Source organism: Lysobacter sp. 5GHs7-4 (genome assembly GCF_021284765.1).
Classification (GTDB): Bacteria; Pseudomonadota; Gammaproteobacteria; order Xanthomonadales; family Xanthomonadaceae; genus Lysobacter.
The window spans coordinates 4,435,293-4,448,905 of the sequence record NZ_CP089924.1 but is presented as its reverse complement, the minus strand read 5'-3'; the positions used below and the strand labels follow the sequence as shown (position 1 = coordinate 4,448,905).

The window sequence follows — 13,613 nt, the reverse complement described above, 5'->3', positions numbered from 1 at the left end:
ACAGGCACGGCAACTTTCGGCACTGTGGTCTTGTCCAATCCCGCACCATCCTCGACGCCTAGGCCGCTCCGGCCATGAAGACCCCCGCGATGACCGCCAAGACCACTCTGCTCGCCTTCATGCTGACCGCCCCGCTCGCGCTGCTCGCGCGCGCCGACGCGGGCGGCGCTCCCAACGCGTTGACCAACGCGCCGACCGCCGATCAGGCCACCGCCGCCAAGCTGGTCTACGGCGTGTTGTCCGACAGCCGCTACGCCTACCGTCCGCGCGCGCTCGACGACGCGCTGTCGGCCGACATGCACAAGCGCTATCTGGAATCGCTGGACGCGGGCAAGCAGTACTTCACCGCCCAGGACATCGCCAAGTTCGACGCCTACAAGACCAAGCTGGACGACGCCATCCGCGGCGGCGACCTCAGCCCGGCCTACGCGATCTTCGCCACCTTCAAGCAGCGCGTCGACGAACGCGTCGCCTATGCGCGCGCGCTGCTCAAGCAGGACATCTTCAGCTTCGACGGCAGCGACCGTTTCGAGTACGACCGCGAGAAGGCGCCGTGGGCCGCCGACACCGCCGCGCTGGACACGCTGTGGCGGCAGTCGGTGCGTAACGACTACCTGCGCCTGAAGCTGGCCGGCAAGAAGCCCGAGGACATCCGCAAGACCCTGGACAAGCGTTACCAGAATCTCGCCAAGGGCTTCTCCGAGCTCAAGAGCGAGGACGTGTTCCAGACCTTCGTCAACAGCTACGCCAACGCGATCGATCCGCACACCGACTACTTCACGCCCAAGTCGGCCGACAACTTCAACATGACCATGTCGCTGTCGCTGGAAGGCATCGGCGCGGTGCTGCAGAAGCAGGACGACGTGGTCGCGATCCGCGAGATCGTGCCCGGCGGTCCGGCCGGCAACTCCGGCAAGATCAAGGCCGGCGACCGCGTGGTCGCGGTGGGTCAGGGCGACAGCGGCGCGATGGAAGACGTGATCGGCTGGCGCATCGACGACGTGGTCGCCAAGATCCGCGGCGCCAAGGGCACCAAGGTGCGCCTGGACGTGATCCCGGCCGAAGCCGGCCTGGACAGCAAGCCCAACCGCCTGGTGCTGGTGCGCGACAAGGTGCGCCTGGAAGATCAGGCCGCCAAGTCCGAGATCATCACCATCCCGGCCGCCGGCGGCGTCCCGGCCAAGCGCATCGGCGTGATCAAGCTGCCCGGCTTCTATCAGGACTTCGAAGGCCGTCGCAAGAACAGCGCCGACTACGCCTCGGCCACGCGCGACGTCAGCAAGCTGCTGACCAAGCTGCGCGCCGACAAGGTCGACGGCGTGGTGCTGGACCTGCGCTACAACGGCGGCGGTTCGCTGGACGAGGCGATCGAACTCACCGGTCTGTTCATCGACCGCGGCCCGGTGGTGCAGGTGCGCCAGTCGGGCGGCCGCATCGAGGTCAATGGCGACGACGACTCCGGCATCGCCTGGGAAGGTCCGCTGGCGGTGCTGATCAATCGCGGTTCGGCCTCGGCTTCGGAGATCTTCGCCGGCGCCATCCAGGACTACGGCCGCGGCCTGGTGATCGGCGAGACCACCTTCGGCAAGGGCACCGTGCAGAACATGCTGGACCTGGACCGCTGGCCGGCCAACGAAGGCCCGCGCTTCGGTCAGGTCAAGCTGACCATCGCCCAGTTCTTCCGCGTCAGCGGCGGTTCCACCCAGAACAAGGGCGTGGTGCCCGACCTGTCGTTCCCGGCCTCGGTCGACGCCAGCGAATACGGCGAGAGCACCTACGACAACGCGCTGCCCTGGACCAAGATCGCGCCGGTGCCGCACGTGCGTTACGGCAACTTCGCGCCGCTGCTGCCCAAGCTGTCGGCGCTGCACGACAGCCGCGTCGCCAACGACAAGGAATTCCAGTGGTGGTCGCAGGACGTGACCGAGTTCCGCACCGAGCGCGCCAAGAAGTCGATCACGCTCAACGAGGCCGAGCGCCGCGCCGAGCGCGACCGCGACGACGCCAAGCGCAAGCAGCGCCAGGCCGAGCGCAAGACCATGGGCCTGGACCTGGATCCGCTGGCCGACGACAACGGCGACGACGGCCTGCAGTCCAGCGAGCGCAACCTGGCCCAGGAAGTGGCGCGCGAGAAGGCCGCCGAAAAGCGCCCGGATCCGCTGCTGCGCGAGTCCGCCTCGATCCTGGCCGACGCGGTGCGCCTGCTCAACGACGACCGCCAGCTGTCGGCGCAGGTGCTGCCGACCGCCAACAAGCCGGGCCACTGGGCCGACTGAGTTCCGCGGCGAACGGGTAATCACGAAGGCGCGCACCGCAAGGGCGCGCCTTCGTCGTTTCCGAGCCACGCCTCCCTAACGATTCGACACTCAACGGACCTCACCCAAGCCCCCCCCGCTTTCTGTGGGAGCGGCGTAAGCCGCGATCGCGACACCCGCATGCGACGAAACCCCAGCGCCAACGGATGCCGGGCTGCGACGCAGACCTCCTTTACCCCCAACTGAAGCTCTCCAGCACCGAACCCCCATGGGTGCAAGAATCGGATATCGCGCCCACGCCGCCGGCCGTACCCTGCAGGCCATGAACGCCATGACCCCCATCCGCGATCTCACCCCCGTCGACAAGCTCGATCACGCGCGCGCGCTGCTGGATGCCGGCGAGCCCACCCTGACCGATCTGGCCGCCGCCGTCGGCCTCAGCCCCTCGCACCTGCAGCGCCGTTTCAGCGCGCGCTACGGAATCAGCCCGGCCGAATACCTGGCGCAGCGCAAGCTGGGCACGCTGAAGTCGGCCCTGCGCGAAGGCAGCGACGTCAGCGCCGCGCTGTACGACGCCGGCTACGGCTCGCCCTCGCGCGTGTACGAGGGCGGCGCGGCCCGCCTGGGCATGACGCCCGCGCGCTACCGCGCCGGCGGCGCCGGCGAGCAGATCCGCTGGAGCCTGGCGCGCACCGCCCTGGGCACGGCCCTGGTCGCCACCACCGAACGCGGCGTGTGCATGGTCGAACTGGGCGACGACGGCGCGGCGCTGGAAGCCAAGCTGCGCGCCGAGTTCCCGCAGGCGCAGCTGGAACGCGTCGACGCCGGCCGCGACGAGTTCCTCGCGCCGCGCCTGCAAGCCGTCGCCGACACCCTCGGCGGCCAGGCCCACGCGGTGCCAGTGGACCTGCTGGGCACCGCGTTCCAGAAGAAGGTCTGGGATGCCTTGATGAAGATTCCGGCCGGACAGACGCTCAGCTACGCGCAGGTCGCCGAACGCATCGGCGCACCGGGCAGCGCCCGCGCGGTGGCGCGCGCCTGCGCCGGCAATCGCGTGGCGGTGGTGGTGCCCTGCCACCGAGTGGTGCGCGGCGACGGTTCGCTGGGCGGCTACCGTTGGGGCCTGCCGCTGAAGGAAAAGCTGCTGCAGCGCGAGCGCGCGGCATAACGGCAGGCGCGCCAGTCCGCGCCCGATGCGGAGCCCACGATGCGGTGCGCCTACGGCGTACCGCATCCTACGAATCGCCGGTGGCCCCTGTAGGAGCGGCGTAAGCCGCGACCGCGTCAGTGAAGTTACGAAGCAAGCCCGCCCTCCGTGGGAGCGGCGTAAGCCGCGATCGCGCCAGGAGGTAACGACGCAAGCTTGCCCTCTGTAGGAGCGGCGTAAGCCGCGACCGCGTCAGGAAGCTACGACGCAAGCCCGCCCTCTGTGGGAGCGGCGTGAGCCGCGATCGCGAAACGCGCCTACGACGCAAGCACCGACCTGAGCGTATGCGCTACCAACTGCTACCAACCCGCCGCTTCCAGCCAGGCCACTACTTCCGCCTTCGCGTCGCCTTAGGCGCATCCCGCGTCGGCAATTCCAGCCCGTGCTTGACCACATCGAACACCAGATGCGTCTCGTAGCGCTTGATGTTGCCCTCGTCCAAGAACAGCCGCTCCGCGACCTGCCGGCAGTGGGCGACGCCGGTGGTGGCCAGGATCACCAGGTAATCCCATTGCCCCGCCAACACATAGCACTGCTGCACCTCGGGCGCGGCGCGCATGCGCGCGTAGAACGCGGCATGCCGGCTCGCCGATTCGCGTTCGATCGTCACCCACACCGCGGCCAGGGTGCTGCCCAGCGCGACCGGGTCCAGCACGGCGACTTGACGCAGCAGCCCGTGCGTGCGGTAGCGGGTCAGCCGCCGCTGCACCGCGCTGGGCGACAGCCCCACCGCGTCGCCCAACGCGGTCAGCGTGGCCGAGGCGTCGCGCTGCAGGAGGCCCAGCAGTTTGTGGTCGAGTTCGTCCAACGCGAGGGGGGCACGGGCCATGCAAAAATTTTGCGTTGCGGCGGGCCAATTTTCAATCGCCATTCTTCGCCCCCCGATAGGATCGTCGAGTCGAATACGCCGATGAGCCGCATGCAGCGCCTCGCCCCCACCCCTTCTCCCCTGCGCGCCGGTGCCGAGCGCTACGCCCTGCGCGTGGCCGCGCCCGCCGACATCGCGGCGGTCCATGCGCTGATCCGCGAGCACGGCCCCAGCCCGTGGAACTACCTCGCCGAACCGGCGCTGTCCGAGCACCTGCGCGCGATCGGTCGCGGTGTCGACGCGGTGCTGGCGACGCTGGACGGCGCGCTGGTCGCGGCGACCACGTACGCCGACAGCGACGACTTCGCCTGCTACCAGAGCGCCGGCCGCGAGCGCGCGCGCCACGGCCACATCGGCGAGGTGGTGGTGCACCGCGACCACCGCGGCGCCGGCCTCGGCGCGCGCCTGCTGGGCGAGGCCGTCGCGCGGTTGCGCGCGCGCGGCCTGATCGAGATCTATGCCGAACGGCACGAAGAGAACGCGGGCTCGGCCGGCATGATGCGCAAGGCCGGTTTCGCCCCGATCGACAGCTATCACGACCCCGTGCGTCGCAGCGTCGGCAGCGGGCGCACCGCGGTCTGCGTGCACCGTCCGCCTTGAACCCTGTAGCAGTCACTCCCTCCCTTCCTCCCCCTAGGAAACCCCGCCGTATGAGCGCCGCCTCACCCTCCGCAGCAAGACTGGCCCCCGGCGCGATCGCGGTCGCGCTGGCGCTGGCCTCGGTCTACATCCTGTGGGGCTCGACCTATCTCGCGATCCGCTTTGCCCTGGAGAGCTATCCGCCCTTCCTGCTCGGCGCGCTGCGCATGTTCATCGCCGGCGCGCTGATGTACGGCGTGCTGCGCTGGCGCGGCGCGACGCCGCCGACGCGCAAGCAATGGCGCACGCTGTGGGTGTTGTCGATCTGGATGGTGCTGCTGTCCAACGGCCTGGTGAACCTGGCCGAGACCGAAGTCGGCTCCGGCCTGGCCGCGATCGCGGTGGCGTCGATGCCGCTGTTCGCCGGCGTGTTCGCGATGCTGCGCGGCCGCCATCCCTCGAAGATCGAATGGATCGGTCTGGTGATCGGTTTCCTGGGCGTGATCTGGCTCAACGCCGGCAGCGCCTTGTCGGGTTCGACCCTGGGCCTGGTCTGTTTGATCGTGGCGCCGATCGCCTGGGCCTGGGGTTCGATCTGGAGCCGCGATCAGGACCTGCCGTCGCCGTTCATGGCCGCCAGCGCGCAGATGCTGACCGGCAGCGTGTGGATGCTGGGCGCGGCCGCGGTGACCGGCGAGCGCATCACCGCTTGGCCCAGCGCGGGTGCGACCGGGGCGCTGCTGTACCTGGTCGTGGCCGGTTCGATCTTCGGCTTCACCGCCTACATCTGGCTGCTGCATCACGTGCGCCCGGCGCTGGCGACCAGCTATGCCTACGTCAATCCGCCGATCGCGGTGCTGTTCGGCGCGGTGCTGGCGGGCGAGCGCTTCACCTCGCACGACATCGGCGCGATGGCGGTGATCCTGGTCGGCGTGGTCATCATCACCCTGGCCAAGGCGCGCGCCGCGCGTGCGCCGATGACGCCGGCTCCGGCCGCGCCAACGCCGAGCGAGCCGGCGGCATGAACGCCGCGCAGGCCGAAGGGCGGCGCGGGCTGTGGATTGCCGCCGCCTCGTTCGTACTGTGGGGGCTGATGCCGCTGTACTGGCATCTGCTCAAGGCGGTGCCGTCGCTGCAGATCGTCGGCCATCGCATCGCCTGGAGCGCGGCGATGGTGGCGGCCTGGCTGTGCTGGAAGCAGGGCCTGGCCTGGTTGCGCGAGGTGTTCTCGCAGCCGCGCAAGGCCGCGATGCTGGCCTTGAGCGGCACGCTGATCGCCTTCAACTGGGGCCTGTACATCTGGGCGGTCAACGCCGGCCACGTGGTCGAGACCAGTCTGGGCTACTTCATCAACCCGCTGGTCAACGTGGTGCTGGGCGTGCTGCTGTTGCACGAGCGCATGAACCGCGTGCAGTGGCTGGCGGTGGCGCTGGCCGCGGCCGGCGTGGTCTGGCTGACCTGGCAGTACGGCCAACTGCCTTGGATCGCGATCGCGCTGGCCCTGTCGTTCGCGACCTACGGCCTGATCCGCAAGCTGGTCGCGGTGGAGGCAGTGACCGGGCTGGGCATCGAGAGCCTGTACCTGTTCCTGCCCGCGCTGGCGGTGCTGCTGTGGGGCGAAAGCCACGGTCAGGGCGGGTTTCTGGGCGGCTGGGGCCTGGGCGTCGATCTGCTGCTGATCATGGCCGGCGCGCTCACCGCGCTGCCGTTGATCGGCTTCGCCTACGCGGTACGGCGCGTGCCGCTGTCGGTGGTGGGTCTGATGCAGTACATCGCGCCGACCCTGCAGCTGCTGATCGGCGTGCTGGTGCTGCACGAGCCGTTCGACCGCGCGCGTTTGATCGGCTTCGTGTTCATCTGGGTCGGCTTGCTGATGTTCGCCGGCGACGGCCTGTGGCGGTCGCGCAGGCAGGCGGCGGCCTGACGTCGCTCAGAGGTCGAGCAGGTAAGCGGCGAGCAACGCCGCCAGCACGAACCCGACGATGAGCCAGCTGTCCCTGCGCTGCCGTGTGCGCTCGGCCTCGCGGCGCGTGCGGCTGCGCCGCAACTCGCGCTCGCGCCGCTGGGCTTCGGCCTGGACCTCACGTTCGGCCGATGCCTGCTGAGCGCGCAGGCGGTGCGGGTAGTCGTCGGTGGGTTCCGCCGACGCCTGTGCGGCGCCAAGCGCACCGGCGCGCTCGCGCAGCGCCTCGATCTCGCGCGCGACTTCGGCCATGGTCACGTCCAGTTGCCAGTCGGCGAAGAACGGCGCCGGTTCGGCGCGACGCAGCAGCAGCGCCAATCGATGGATCTGCAGCGGATCGCTGTCGAACAGGTCCAGCGGGAGCGTGTAGCTGCCGTAATCGGCGTGGGCCTTGGTCTGCTTGCGGATCCACAGCGATGCGGAGTAGCGGTGCGGATGGCGCAGGCACAAGTCCAGGTAATGACGGATACGCACGCCGTCCTCGCCGGTATCGCGATCGGTGCGCAGGTGCAGGCCGGCCACGTCCGCCCACGGGATGTCGCCGATCAGCACGGTGCGTAGGCCACGATCGTCCAGGCTCAGGTGCGGGCCGGAGTGCAGCACGGTGATCAGCCAGGGCAGCAGCAAGGCCCACGCTGCTGCCAGCACCAGCAGCGCTAGGCCTGCGGTCCATTCGCCGCCCAGCAACGCGGCCGACAACGAGGTGGAGATCAGCGCCAGCACGGCGGCGCCGATCAGCGCGCTGCCGCGATGCAGGTTCGCGTCCAGGCGGCGCGTGCGCAGCGTCTCGGTGATCTCGCGTCTGCTGTCCACCTGCGGCGGGCTCCCTGTCGGCCGGACCGCGTCAGCCTAGCCGATCCGACCGTCGGCGCGCAGGCCCTGACCCGTGCATGCGTCGCCGCCGTTGATCGCCGCAAAAAAAACGAGGCGCCGCGAACGGCGCCTCGTTAGTTTTCCGCGGTGACTTGTCGTTTAAGCGGCGCGCAGCGCCGTGGTCACCGGCAGGCGCGCCGCGCGCAGCGCCGGGAACAGGCCGCCGACCAGGCCGATGCCCAGCGCCCACTTCAGGCCGCTCCACAGCAGCTCGGGCGAGACCTTGAACTGGAACACCACCTGGCTGAAGTTGCTGCCCAGCGTCGACACCTGGTAGCCGTTGAAGATCAGCCACGCCACCGCCGCGCCGAGCAGGCCGCCCAGCAGCGCCAGCAGCATGGTTTCCAGCATCACCGCCACCACCACCGGCACGCCGCGGAAGCCCAGCGCACGCAGGGTCGCGATCTCGCGCGCGCGTCCGGCGACGGCGGCGTACATGGTGTTGAGCGCGCCGAACACCGCGCCGATCGCCATGATGGTGCCGATCACCGTGCCCAGGATCTTGATCAGCTTGGTCAGGCCTTCGGACTGCTTGGCGTAGTAGTCGTGGGTGGTCTGCACGTCCAGCTTCAACCGCGGGTCGGCGGCCAGCGCGCCCTTGAGCTGCTTGAAGCCGTCCTTGCCGGCCAGCTTCACCGTCACCGACTGGAACGAGCTGCGCTGGTAGGTCGAGGCCAGCACCTCGCCGTCGGCCCACAGCTCCGAATCGTGCGAGTCGCCGGCGGCGAACACGCCGACCACGGTCCAGTTCTGGTTGGCCAGCTCGATCTGCTTGCCCACTTCCAGGCCGCGGAACTGCTTGGCCGCGCCCTGGCCGGCGATCAGCTCGCGCAGGCCCGCGCCGAACTTGCGGCCCTTCACGATCTTGACGTTGGGACGCAGCGACCAGGCTTCGGCGCCGACGCCGCGCAGCTGCGCGTTGGCGTCGCTGCCGTCGCTGACGGTGGGCAGGTTGATCACCTGCGACAGCTCCGGCGAGACCTGGGCACGGTCGCCCGCGTCCTTGGCGATGCCGGCCAGGGACGAGATCAGCGGCACCTGGTCGCGGTTGATGACCGAGTTGGTCTCGGCCTGCGAACCGCCGCGCAGGATGATCGCGGTGTCGTCGCTGCCGGTCTGCTTGAGCGTGTTCTGGAAGCCTTCGCCCATCGCCAGCATCGCCACCAGCACGCCGACCACGCCGGCGATGCCGATCACGATCACCGACGACGCGCCCCAGCGCTGCGGCAGGCTGGAGATGCCGACGCCGGACACGGCCAGGGTCTGCTGGCCGCGCTTGGTCAGGAACAGCCACAGCAGCAGCGCCACGGCGACGCCGACCACCGCGTACCACGGCAACATCACCCACACGGCCAGCGCGGCGAGCAGCAGGACCACGATGCCGACATTGATCAGGAACTTCATCATCGCGATTTCTCCTTAGCGGCCGGCCAGTGCATCGACGATCTTCAGGCGCATGCCGCGCAACGCCGGCATCAAGCCCACCGCCACGCCGATCGCCAGCATCAGGCCCAGACCGGTCAACCAGGTCTGCGGCAGCACGGTCGGCAGCTGGATGATGCCGCCGCTGGCCGCGCTCACGCCCGGCATCAGCAGTGCGGCGATGCCCAGGCCGATGCTGCCGCCCAGCACGATCAGCAGGATCGACTCGGTCAGCACCAACGCCAGCACGCTGCGGTCGCTGAAGCCGATGGTCTTGAGCACCGCCAGTTCCGGGATGCGCTCGCGCACCGCCTGAGCCATGGTGTTGCCGGTCAGCAGCAGCAGGGTGAAGAACACCGCGCCCATGATCGCGGTGACGATCAGGCCGATGTCGGCGAACTGCTTGGCGAAGGACTGGTTGAAGGCCTGTTCGGTCTGGGTCTTGGTCTCGTGGTCGGAGTTCTCCGACAGCGCGTCGATGCCCTTGGCCACGCGCGTGGCCTGGTTCACGTCCGACAGCTTGACCATGTACCAGCCGACCCGGCTCTTGACGTAGTCGTTGGACTCGTCGAAGTACTTCCAGTGGAACAACAGCTGGTTTTCCTCGCCCTTGCGCTTGCTGTCCTTGATCTCGAAGATCGCGCGCAGCTTCAGCGGCCAGTCGTTGCTGCCCTTGGTCGGGAAGATCGTGGCCTGCAGCGGAATGGTGTCGCCGACTTTCCAGCCGTGGCGCTTGGCCAGCGAGGCGCCGACGATGGCGCCCTGGCGGTCGGCCTGCCAGGCTTTGACCTGCTCGGCGGGCACGATGTATTCCGGGTACAGGTCCAGATAGTCCGGGCTGACCGAGAAGTTCGGGAAGAAGTTCTTCGGATCCTGGTAGATGCCGCCGAACCAGGCCGCGTAGGCGACCTTCTTCACGCCCGGCTGCGACTCGATCTGGCTGAGCAGGTTGTAGGGCAGCATCTGCGTGATCGACAGGCGCGAGGCCACCACCAGACGATCGGCGCCGGCGACGCTGCCGCCGGAGTTGAAGGCCACGCGGACCGAGTCGAGCATGCCGAACAGCAGGAACGCCGCCACCACCGACAACAGGGTCAGGAAGGTGCGGGTCTTGCTTCGGAACAGTGCGGCCCAGATCAGGTGCAGGTATTTCATGTCTGCTTTCCTTTAGGTGTTGCCTTCTCCGCGAGGGAGAACAGGCGCAAGCGGCGGGTGAGGATCCGGAGCCCGGCCGACGGCGCGCGATCGCGACGGCGGTGGCTCAGCGCGCTCGTCGGGAGCGCGCGCGTGCGGAACTCAGTGCGCGCCGCCGCCTTCGCCCGCGAGCGTGCCCTTGTCGAGATGGATCGTGCGGCGCGCGTGGTCGGCGGCCTTGGGATCGTGGGTGACCATGACGATGGTCTTGCCGTGGTCGCGGTTGAGCGACTGCAGCAGGGCCAGGATCTCCTCGGCCGACTGGCGGTCCAGGTCGCCGGTGGGCTCGTCGCAGATCAGCAGGGTGGGGTCGGACACGATCGCGCGGGCGATCGCCACGCGCTGCTGCTGGCCGCCGGACAGTTCGTTCGGGCGGTGCTTGCCGCGCTCGGCCAGGCCGACCAGTTGCAGCGCGATCTCGGCGTTGCGCTTGCGCTGGGCGGCGTTGAGCTTGGTCAGCAGCAGCGGCAGCTCGACGTTCTTCTGCGCGGTCAGGGTCGGCATCAGGTTGTAGAACTGGAACACGAAGCCGACATGGTTGCTGCGCCACTGCGACAGCTGGCCGGCGCTCATGCGGTCGATGCGCTGGTTCTCGATCTCGATCTCGCCGTCGCTGGGGTTGTCCAGGCCGCCGATCAGATTGAGCAACGTGGTCTTGCCCGAGCCCGACGGCCCCATCAGCGCGACGAAGTCGCCCTTGGGGATGTCGAGGTTGATGCCGTGCAGCACTTCGACCTTTTCGGGGCCGCGCTGATAGGTCTTCTTGAGGTTGCGGATCGAAACCAGCGTATCCATCGTTGGACTTCCTCTGTAGAGCGCAGATTCGGGATTGGGAGTCGGGTTGCGAGAGTGCGGTCGGATGGCTTCGGCCAGCTCGAACGCTTATTCCCGGATCCCGCCTTGAACGTTATTCGCTGCTGGAACCGGATTCGTCACTGCTGGCATCGTCGCCGCCTTCGGCGGCCACGCGCACGCGCGCGCCGTCCTTCAACTCGTTGCCCGGGTTCAGCACCACGGTCTCGCCGCCGGCCACGCCCTGGGTGACTTCGCGGTCGTCGCCCAGGCTGCGGCCGAGCTTGAGCGCGCGCTGGGCGACCTTGCCGTCGGCGACCACGAAGGCGACATCGGCGCCGTCGCGCTGCGCGATGGCCGCGGTGGGCACCAGCACGCCGGGCTTGGGCTGGTTGGCCGCTACCGGTTTGGCCGCTTCCAGGAAGCTCACCCGCACGCCCATGTCCGGCACGATGCGCGCGTCCTTGGTCTTGAGCGCGATGCGCACCTTGACCGTGGCCTTGCCGCGGTCGGCGGCCGGAATGATCGCGATCACCTCGGCCGGGATCTTCCAGTCCTGGTAGGCGTTGAGCGTGGCCTCCACCGGCATCTTCGGCTGCACGCGGCCGATGAAGGCCTCGCCCACGTCCACTTCGACTTCCAGCGAGTCCATGTCGACGATGGTGCCGATGCCGGTGCGGGTGAAGCCGCCGCCGGCCGACAGCGGCGACACGATCTCGCCCGGCTGCGCCGCCTTGGCCGTGACCACGCCGGCGAACGGCGCGCGCACGATGGTGTTGTCCACGCCCAGGTCGGCGATGTGCAGGCGGTCGCCGGCGACCTTGGCGTTGCGCTGCGAGGTCAGCAGCTGCGCGCGCAGCGAGTCGCGCGTGGCCACGGCCTGATCGTATTGCGAGCGCGACACCAGCTGCTGCTTGACCAGCGTGGCCAGGCGGTTGGCGTTGATCTCGGCTTCCTTGAGCTGGGCCTGCACGCGCGCGGTTTCGCTTTGCGAGGCGCCCAGCTGGGCGTCGGCGAGCGAACGTTCGGCGTTGGCGTCGATCGGGTCCAGCGTGGCCATGATCTGGCCGGCCTCGACGCGCTGGCCTTCCTCGATCATCACCTCGCGCACCTTGCCGGTGATCTTGGCCGAGACCGTGGCCATGCGCCGCGCCACCACGTAGCCGGTCGCGTCCAGCACCGACGCGCTGCCGCCGCCTTGGCCGACCGCGACCGCGGTGGCGGTCTTGACCTCGGGCGCGGCGTTGCGGCCGAACACCGCCCAGCCGACGACGCCGAGCAGGGCGACCACGCCGACCGCGCCCAGCGCGATCCACAGCGTGCGCCCGCCACCGGACGGCGGCGGCGGAGCGCTGCGGTCGATGCGGAGTTCTTTGAGCAGATCGGAAGAAGTCGCCATATCCCAACCGGACGAAAAAGTGTGCCTAGTGTGACCGTAGGCCGTTCAGGCGCCAACCTGCCGGAAGTCAGAATCTGTCAGCAGGCTGCGGCGGCGCTAGGGCGCGCCGCTGCCGGCCGCCGCGATCATCGACTGCAGCGCGCCCAGGTGGCGTTCCAGCGCGCCGCGGCCGCTGTCGGTCATGCGGTACCAGGTCACCGGTTTGCGTTCGACGAAGTCGCGGCGCAAGGCGAGATAGCCCGCCTCCTCCAACCGCCGCAGCTGCGCGCCGAGGTTGCCGTCGGTGAGCTGAAGCTGCTGCTTGAACGCGGCGAAGCTGATCTCGTCGTGGCGCATCAGCAGCACCGCGATCGCCAGGCGCACGCGGTGCTCGAACTCAGGATCGAGAGCCGCCAGCGCCTTCATTGCGACGCTCCGCCCCTGCGACGCTGCGCGGAAATGCCGGCCCAGGTCAGTCCGGCCGCGGTCGCGATACCGGCGAAGGTCCAGGCATACGGCGGCGAGAACAGCATCATCGCGGCGTAGGCGGCATACATGATCAGGCCGCTCCACAGGATCGGACGATCCATGTGCACGCCGGCCAATGCGTAGACGGTGCCGCCGGTCAGCAGAAAGTTGGCGACGGTCTGGATCTCGTAGCGGCCCAGGGCGATCGGCAACGCGGTCAGCCCGAATGCGACGCCGGCCACCAGCCAGTGGAAGCCGTAACGGCGGCTGCGTTCGCGGTCGATCACGCCGTGCACGCGCTCGTCGCGCATCGACAGCCAGACGCTGAGCGCGCCGCCGCCGATGCAGGCGATGAACCAATACAGCCCGGCCGCATGCGGCGCCCAATCCGGCAGGGCGAAGCCGATCAGCACCAGCGGTGCCCACAGGAAGTAGATCGCCGGCACGCCGGGCGGGCGCTCGCGCTTGCGCACGGCGCGGGCCACGTAGTCCAGGTTGCTCTGCAGTTCGTCTCGGGTCATGGCGGCGGGTCGGTGGAAGGTGTTTGCAAAGTACTCTGGATTTCAGAGTAAAGCAAGCGGACCTTACGACCAGGCCCAGGCCGCAGCGAGTGC

The 13,613-nt window shown here is 69.1% G+C and carries 13 protein-coding genes; 5 read left to right on the top strand and 8 right to left on the bottom strand.

Annotated features, from left to right (window positions below; genetic code table 11):
* The first annotated feature begins 89 nt into the window (after positions 1–89).
* Both LVB77_RS20110 and LVB77_RS20105 read left to right on the top strand, forming a co-directional pair.
* Positions 90–2,276 carry a carboxy terminal-processing peptidase gene (locus tag LVB77_RS20110; RefSeq protein WP_232910373.1) on the top strand — a complete coding sequence of 729 codons (2,187 nt, stop codon included), beginning with the start codon at positions 90–92 and terminating at the stop codon, positions 2,274–2,276.
* Between the two features lie 310 nt (positions 2,277–2,586).
* On the top strand, positions 2,587–3,423 hold the full coding sequence (locus tag LVB77_RS20105; protein ID WP_232907972.1) for a methylated-DNA--[protein]-cysteine S-methyltransferase: 837 nt from the start codon (positions 2,587–2,589) through the stop codon (positions 3,421–3,423).
* 367 nt (positions 3,424–3,790) lie between these two features.
* Here LVB77_RS20105 and LVB77_RS20100 read toward each other — a convergent pair whose 3' ends face one another.
* Positions 3,791–4,291 carry an Lrp/AsnC family transcriptional regulator gene (locus LVB77_RS20100; protein ID WP_232907971.1) on the bottom strand — a complete coding sequence of 167 codons (501 nt, stop codon included), beginning with the start codon at positions 4,289–4,291 and terminating at the stop codon, positions 3,791–3,793.
* Positions 4,292–4,372: 81 nt separating this feature from the next.
* Between LVB77_RS20100 and LVB77_RS20095 the strand changes: the two genes are divergently transcribed.
* The 3 genes from LVB77_RS20095 to rarD are packed head-to-tail and all read left to right on the top strand — an operon-like array spanning position 4,373 to position 6,833.
* Positions 4,373–4,930 (top strand): GNAT family N-acetyltransferase, encoded by a 558-nt coding sequence (locus tag LVB77_RS20095; protein ID WP_232907970.1) that lies wholly within the window; start codon positions 4,373–4,375, stop codon positions 4,928–4,930.
* A 50-nt stretch (positions 4,931–4,980) separates the two neighbouring features.
* Positions 4,981–5,934 carry a drug/metabolite exporter YedA gene (yedA, locus tag LVB77_RS20090; RefSeq protein ID WP_232907969.1) on the top strand — a complete coding sequence of 318 codons (954 nt, stop codon included), beginning with the start codon at positions 4,981–4,983 and terminating at the stop codon, positions 5,932–5,934.
* Positions 5,931–6,833, top strand: coding sequence for an EamA family transporter RarD (gene rarD / locus LVB77_RS20085; protein WP_232907968.1), 903 nt, complete (start codon positions 5,931–5,933; stop codon positions 6,831–6,833). Before yedA ends, rarD begins: the two co-directional genes overlap by 4 nt.
* A gap of 6 nt (positions 6,834–6,839) precedes the next feature.
* Here the strand turns inward: rarD and LVB77_RS20080 are convergent, their stop codons facing one another.
* The 7 genes from LVB77_RS20080 to LVB77_RS20050 form a co-directional block, all read right to left on the bottom strand.
* Entirely contained in the window at positions 6,840–7,685 is an 846-nt protein-coding gene (locus LVB77_RS20080; protein ID WP_232907967.1) for a hypothetical protein, read from the bottom strand.
* A gap of 159 nt (positions 7,686–7,844) precedes the next feature.
* Positions 7,845–9,152: an ABC transporter permease gene (locus tag LVB77_RS20075; RefSeq protein WP_232907966.1), complete on the bottom strand. Its 1,308-nt coding sequence runs from the start codon at positions 9,150–9,152 to the stop codon at positions 7,845–7,847.
* Between the two features lie 12 nt (positions 9,153–9,164).
* Positions 9,165–10,322, bottom strand: a complete 1,158-nt coding sequence (locus tag LVB77_RS20070; protein WP_232907965.1) for an FtsX-like permease family protein — start codon at positions 10,320–10,322, stop codon at positions 9,165–9,167.
* 141 nt (positions 10,323–10,463) lie between these two features.
* On the bottom strand, positions 10,464–11,156 hold the full coding sequence (locus LVB77_RS20065) for an ABC transporter ATP-binding protein (RefSeq protein WP_232907964.1): 693 nt from the start codon (positions 11,154–11,156) through the stop codon (positions 10,464–10,466).
* 112 nt (positions 11,157–11,268) lie between these two features.
* Complete coding sequence (locus tag LVB77_RS20060) at positions 11,269–12,552, bottom strand: efflux RND transporter periplasmic adaptor subunit (protein ID WP_232907963.1); 1,284 nt, start codon at positions 12,550–12,552, stop codon at positions 11,269–11,271.
* Between the two features lie 96 nt (positions 12,553–12,648).
* Complete coding sequence (locus LVB77_RS20055; RefSeq protein ID WP_232907962.1) at positions 12,649–12,957, bottom strand: transcriptional regulator; 309 nt, start codon at positions 12,955–12,957, stop codon at positions 12,649–12,651.
* Positions 12,954–13,520: a hypothetical protein gene (locus LVB77_RS20050; RefSeq protein WP_232907961.1), complete on the bottom strand. Its 567-nt coding sequence runs from the start codon at positions 13,518–13,520 to the stop codon at positions 12,954–12,956. The genes LVB77_RS20055 and LVB77_RS20050 overlap by 4 nt, the downstream gene beginning before the upstream one ends.
* Between the last annotated feature and the right edge of the window lie 93 nt (positions 13,521–13,613).

Excerpts from the sequence above, each read along its gene's own strand:
- LVB77_RS20050 (WP_232907961.1), bottom strand. The coding sequence starts at position 13,520 with ATGACCCGAGACGAACTGCAGAGCAACCTGGACTACGTGGCCCGCGCC.
- LVB77_RS20110 (WP_232910373.1), top strand. The coding sequence starts at position 90 with ATGACCGCCAAGACCACTCTGCTCGCCTTCATGCTGACCGCCCCGCTC.
- LVB77_RS20075 (WP_232907966.1), bottom strand. The coding sequence starts at position 9,152 with ATGATGAAGTTCCTGATCAATGTCGGCATCGTGGTCCTGCTGCTCGCC.
- LVB77_RS20100 (WP_232907971.1), bottom strand. The coding sequence starts at position 4,291 with ATGGCCCGTGCCCCCCTCGCGTTGGACGAACTCGACCACAAACTGCTG.
- LVB77_RS20065 (WP_232907964.1), bottom strand. The coding sequence starts at position 11,156 with ATGGATACGCTGGTTTCGATCCGCAACCTCAAGAAGACCTATCAGCGC.
- yedA (WP_232907969.1), top strand. The coding sequence starts at position 4,981 with ATGAGCGCCGCCTCACCCTCCGCAGCAAGACTGGCCCCCGGCGCGATC.
- rarD (WP_232907968.1), top strand. The coding sequence starts at position 5,931 with ATGAACGCCGCGCAGGCCGAAGGGCGGCGCGGGCTGTGGATTGCCGCC.
- LVB77_RS20060 (WP_232907963.1), bottom strand. The coding sequence starts at position 12,552 with ATGGCGACTTCTTCCGATCTGCTCAAAGAACTCCGCATCGACCGCAGC.
- LVB77_RS20105 (WP_232907972.1), top strand. The coding sequence starts at position 2,587 with ATGACCCCCATCCGCGATCTCACCCCCGTCGACAAGCTCGATCACGCG.
- LVB77_RS20070 (WP_232907965.1), bottom strand. The coding sequence starts at position 10,322 with ATGAAATACCTGCACCTGATCTGGGCCGCACTGTTCCGAAGCAAGACC.
- LVB77_RS20095 (WP_232907970.1), top strand. The coding sequence starts at position 4,373 with ATGAGCCGCATGCAGCGCCTCGCCCCCACCCCTTCTCCCCTGCGCGCC.
- LVB77_RS20055 (WP_232907962.1), bottom strand. The coding sequence starts at position 12,957 with ATGAAGGCGCTGGCGGCTCTCGATCCTGAGTTCGAGCACCGCGTGCGC.